A 4860-nucleotide genomic window follows, 5' to 3' on the forward strand; every position below is an offset into this window, starting at 1 on the left:
GCATGGGCCGGCCTTCGCAATGGCTGCAATCAAACCTGGCGGTGATCGACTGGTACAACCGCTATCTGAAGAAATGAGGCCCTTGATGAAGCCTGCCCTGTTCGCGCTGCTGCTGGCCACTGCCGCACCCACTCTGGCCGACGAAGTGCTGTGGGACAGTTACGGCGTGCCCCATATCTATGCCGATACCGAAGCCGGCGCCTTCAAGGGCTTCGGCTGGGCGCAGGCAGCGAGCCACGGCAATATCCTGCTCAAGATGTACGGCGAAAGCCGGGCGCGAGCGGCGGAATACTGGGGAGCCGAATACGCCCCGCTCGATCGCTACCTGATCGCCCATGATGCGCCGGAGCGCAGCAAAGCTTGGTACAAGGCGCAAACGCCCCAGATGCGCGCCAATCTCGATGGCTTTGCCGCCGGCATCAACGCCTATCTCGCCGCCCATCCGGATCATGTGCCGGCCGAACTCAAACGCGTGCTGCCGATCACCGGCGTCGATGTGATGGCCCATGCCCACCGGCTGATGCAGTTCCTCTATGTTGCCCCGATGGCCCGCATGCTCACACCGCCGGCGGACTTCAAGCCAACCGGGATCGGTGATGGCGGCGATGGCGACGCCGGCGGTTCCAACGGCTGGGCCGTCGCGCCGCAGCGCACGAGCGATGGCGCGGCGATGCTGCTGGCCAATCCACACCTGCCGTGGGCGCCGTCGCTGCTCACCTATTACGAGGCGCAGATCACCGCGCCGGGCTACAGCGTTTATGGTGCGACGCAGGTTGGCCTGCCGGTACTGCGCTTTGCCTTCAACAACAATCTGGGCTTTACCAATACGGTCAACAACATGCTGGGTGCGACGCGCTTTGCGCTGGAGGAAGCGCCCGGCGGCTATCTGCTTGACGGCAAGGCGATGGCGTATCGGCGGGTGGCTAAGTCCCTGCTCATCCGTCAACCCGATGGTTCACTGAAGCGCGAAAGCTTCATCCAGCGCCACAGCGTGCACGGCCCGGTGTTCGATGTGGACGGCAAGCCGATCGCCGTCCGCATCGCCGGGCTCGATCGGCCCGGCGTGCTGCAAGCCTATCTCGACATGGGCAAGGCGCAGGATTTTGCCGGCTTTGAATCGGCCCTGAAACGGGTGCAGATTCCCAGCTTCAACATCGTCTACGCTGATCGCGCCGGCCATGTGTTTCACATTTCGAACGGCATCCTGCCCCGCCACAAGACCGGCGGGACGCACGCCTTCTGGGCCGGCATCGTCCCCGGCAACCGCAGCGAGCTGATCTCCACCGAGATCGAACCCTATGAAAGCCTGCCCAAGGCGCTCGATCCACCCGGCGGCTTCGTCCAGAACGCCAACGACACGCCATGGGTCAACAGCCTGCCGCGCGTGATCGATCCCAGGGACTATCCCGCGTACGTCGCACCGCCCCAGCCGACCAGCCTGCGTGCGCAGATGTCAGCCCGGCTGCTGGCTGGTACAGACAAATTGTCCTTCGCCGAATTCCAGCGCCGCAAGCTCACCACCACCAGCCTGATGGCGGAACGCATGAAACCCGCCCTGCTCGCCGCCGCCGCCAGCAGCGCTGATCCGGAAATTGCCGCCGCTCGCGACCTGCTGACGGGCTGGGATAATCGGTTTGAACCCGACAGCCGCGCCGCCATCCTGTTTGAGGAATGGGCCACCCGCTTCGCCGGGCCCAATTTGAACGATCAGGCCAACTACGACCGCCGCTGGACCCTGGACGATCCGGTAAACACACCATCCGGCATCAAGGACAATGCTGTCGCCACCGCCATGCTGAAAGCTGCCGTACAGGCCGTGACAGCCCGCCACGGCCGCCTTGATCCCCGCTATGGCGACGTTTCGCGTTTCAGCGCGGGGGAAAGCATCAGCTTCCCCGGCAATGGCGGCGAAGGCGGCCTTGGCCTGTTCCGCACCATCAGCTGGAAACCGTGGCAAACCGGCACACGGTTGCCGGAAGCGGGCGAAACCTGGGTCAACCTCATCCAGTTCACCACGCCGATGAAGGCCATCGCCACCATGAGCTATGGCAACAGCAGCCAGGCCGGCACGGCGCACCGCAGCGATCAATTGAACCTGCTCAGCGAAAAGCGGTTCCGGTCACTGTGGCTGACGCGGGCAGACGTGGAACGGAATCTGGAGAAGCAGGAGGGGTATTGAGGCACCCGCCCGGCGGCAGAGCAGCCGAGTGCGTTTCTGCAGCGAAAAGAAGAAGAAAGAAGAGCTTGGCGGAGCCACAATGCCTGCCCCGGACTTGATCCGGGGTCGGACGACACAAAGAAAGGGCGGCCTGTTGGGGCCGCCCTTTTTTGGTCGCCGTCCGAGCTTGTCGGAGTCCGTGGCTATCGCGATGCGATAGCCACGCGCCCGACTGCGCTTAGAACTTCACGCGGGCACCGAAGCGGACGGCCCAGAGCGAACCGTTCAGGTTCACGCCTTCGGTCGGCGCCGTCACCGTGCTGCCGGTGCGGTTGGCGAACTGGTACTGCGTGCAGGCCGCCGTGGCGCAGGTCACGTTCACCAGCGTGCCGTAGTACGGGAAGGCCACCTGGCGGATCGTGCCCCAATCCTTGTTCACCATGTTGAGCACGTTCTCGATGTCGGCGCTCAGCTCGATCTTGCCACCGAACACGAACGGCACTTCCTGGCGAACCGCCAGATCGATGCGGTTGTAGCGCGGCGTGCGGCCAATGTTCTTCGGCGCGACGCCACCCTGATACTTGTTCAGTTCCGAATTCTGCACGAGCTGCTGGAAGCCGGCAAAATCGAAGCCAGGGGCATACACCACACGCGAATCAGCCGTGGCCGAGCTGACGTTCGGCACATACATCAGGTAGCGGTTGTTGGTACCGACCACACCGAACACGTTGGAACGGTTGTTGCCCGATGCCTGGTCCGCCATCGTGTAGCTGAAACGCTGGCCCGACTGGCTGTTGAAGAACAGCTCGAACCTTGTGTTGTTGTCACCGAACAGGTTGGTGTCATAGCCAGCAACCAGGCGGAACGCATTGTCACGCTGGTAGTTGGAGATGCCATAGGCCGAGCTGTTCGGATCGATGCCGGCTGCCGAGTTGGTGTAGTTGGAGAACGCCACCGACGAGGTGCCCGGGTTGAAGTCCCGCGCGCGCTGGAAGGTGTAGCTGCCCTGCAGGCGCAGGCCGTTGTCCCAACGCTTGTTGAAGCGGGTCACGATGTTCCAGCTGTGGCCCTTGTCCACATTGTACAGCAGGATATCGGTGTTGGTGGTCGTGCCCTGGCCCGGCAGCACCTGATAACGGGTGCGGCCATCCGGCAGCGTGCCGCTGGCCACCGAGCGCAGATCGGTCCAGTCCAACGCGTCCTTGGCGCGGCTCCAGATCATATCGACGCCCAGGCGCCAATCATCACCCAGCGGGCCGAGGTTGGCGTTGTAATCGAGCGAGCCCGACACACGCCACTGCGACGGCACGTTGAAGTTGGGATCCAGCGCGTTGGTCGGCGAAGCGGCCGTGCCGGTGGTGCGGATCGCATCGATCAGCGCCTGCGGCACGCCGGTACCACCCGAAACATTGTTCAGCGTGGCAGCACCCAGCGTCTGCACCTGCGCAGCGCTCAGGCCGGAAAGGCCGGAGATGGTGAAGGTGCCGTTGTCGGCACGGCGCACCTGGATGCGGCCGAGCGTCGGGCCCGGGTTCGAATAGCTGTTCGAAATCCACACGTTGGGGCTGCCGCCGCCGAACAGGCCGGCCGAACCGCGCAGCTGCAGGCGATCCGAAACCTTCCAGTTGAAGCCCAGACGCGGCTGGAACAGGCCAATGCCGTTCAGGCTGTTGTTGTTCGGGAAGTTGAAGCGATCAAGGAAGGCCTGGTTGAAGAACGGCTGATCCGGGGTGTCGAACAGGTCGTAACGGAAGCCGGCGATCAGGGTGAAATTGTCACCCAGATCGATGGTGTCCTGCAGGCCGAAGGTCCAGCTGTTGTTCTGGAACTGGGCGGTCACGGTGTCGATGCCGCCGCGCAGCGGCACGGCGATATCGAGTTCGTTGGCCTGACGGCCCTGCAGATCGGCGATCGAATCGAAGTACCAGGCGCCCGACACGCGCTGCGCGAACAGGTTGCGGACATCCTGGGTGCGACGCTCCACCACCGCCTTCAGCGTGTGGTTGTTCATCTTCAGCGTCGCGTTGAATTCGATGTTCAGCGACTGCGTTTCGAGCTCGTTGGCCTGGCGGCTGATGTCCGGACCAAAGGTCAACTGGCGCGTGCCAGCCGGGCAGGTATTGTTGGGGGTGGTGGTGGCGGCCGCAAGGCAGGTGCGGAATTCACCAAGGCTGGTGTTGCCGCCCACCGGCTGCTGCAAACGGGTGTAGTCCGCGTAGGACACGCGCACCTGGGTGGAGAAATTGTCCGTCCACTGGTCGTTCAGTTCGAAGATACCGAAGTGGTTGGTGGCACCCTGGTTGTAGTTGTTGGACAGCAGCTGGAAGTTCGGGTTGGTGGCGTTCAGCGCCCCCACACCGGTCTGGCCGGCAACCACAAGGCCTTCGTTGTAGACATAGGTGAAGGCGGCACGGTGACCATCGGCGATGTTCAGATCGAACTTCGCGATGAGCTTGTCGTCCTTCTCGATGATGTCGCTGGCAACACCCAGCGTATCAAAGCCATAGACGCTCTGCGCAATCTGGCCGATCTGGGTGATCTGGCCATCAGTGATGTTCAGCTGGCTCGGCGCCAGGGCGGCCGGCACGGTATCGCGGGTGCGTTCATAGGTGACGGCGAAGAACAGGCGATCCTTGATGATCGGGCCGGTGATCTGCGCGGTGTAGATCTGCGATTCAAACGCCCCGATGCGCAGCACGCCG

General features: G+C 63.3%; 2 protein-coding genes. One reads left to right on the forward strand and one right to left on the reverse strand.

Going from position 1 to position 4860, the window contains the following annotated elements; translation table 11 throughout:
- Window positions 1-85: 85 nt before the first annotated feature.
- Window positions 86-2179, forward strand: a complete 2094-nt coding sequence (locus tag RT662_RS06240) for a penicillin acylase family protein (protein WP_313669843.1) — start codon at window positions 86-88, stop codon at window positions 2177-2179.
- 217 nt (window positions 2180-2396) lie between these two features.
- Here RT662_RS06240 and RT662_RS06245 read toward each other — a convergent pair.
- Window positions 2397-4860: TonB-dependent receptor (locus RT662_RS06245; protein ID WP_313669844.1), on the reverse strand; the 2464-nt coding region annotated here is incomplete at its 5' end.

Origin of the sequence: Sandarakinorhabdus sp. (genome assembly GCF_032115815.1) — a bacterium.
In the GTDB taxonomy this organism is placed as follows: domain Bacteria; phylum Pseudomonadota; class Alphaproteobacteria; order Sphingomonadales; family Sphingomonadaceae; genus Sandarakinorhabdus.

Bases quoted from the DNA above. Each gene is read 5' to 3' on its own strand.
- RT662_RS06240 (WP_313669843.1), top strand. From the start codon at position 86: ATGAAGCCTGCCCTGTTCGCGCTGCTGCTGGCCACTGCCGCACCCACT.